The sequence below is a fragment of the Pedococcus sp. P1_H8 genome (genome assembly GCF_056405175.1).
Genome location: NZ_JBFUCP010000342.1, coordinates 1 through 401, shown reverse-complemented (window position 1 = coordinate 401; position 401 = coordinate 1). Strand labels below are relative to the sequence as shown.

At 66.8% G+C, this 401-nt stretch carries 1 protein-coding gene; it reads right to left on the bottom strand.

The genetic code is table 11. From position 1 onward, the window contains the following. The coding region (locus AC1DYG_RS20295) for a hypothetical protein (RefSeq protein WP_477641639.1) at nucleotides 1-401 on the bottom strand (401 nt) is incomplete at both ends.

Genomic DNA, 401 nt, shown 5'->3' with positions numbered 1-401 from the left:
GCGGCTCAATGACCTGGGCCTCGGAGCGCTCGCGCAGCTTGGGAAGCGCCTCGTCAAGGCCCGAGCCGAGCAGGTGGAGGGTGTTCATGCCGCGCGATTCCCACACCGGAAACTCCTCGTCGGCATTGCGGCYTGCGACGTCCCAGAGGAGAAGGTCGCCGTTCTCGCTCCAGCCGAAGACTTCGAGTCGTTCGGCGAGGTCCCAGCTACCGTCGGGCTCGATCATCCAGTCGAATTCCTCCTCTTCGCCCTCGCGGAAGACCGTGTGGAAGTGCTCGGTGAGGTTCGCTGCACGGGCCCGCCCGTCTGCGAAACCGGGTTGCACGGGCGGGTAGATGAGCCACAGGCCGAACGTGCGGGCCCAGCCGCAGGAGCGAACAAACTCGCGGTAGCTCTGGGGG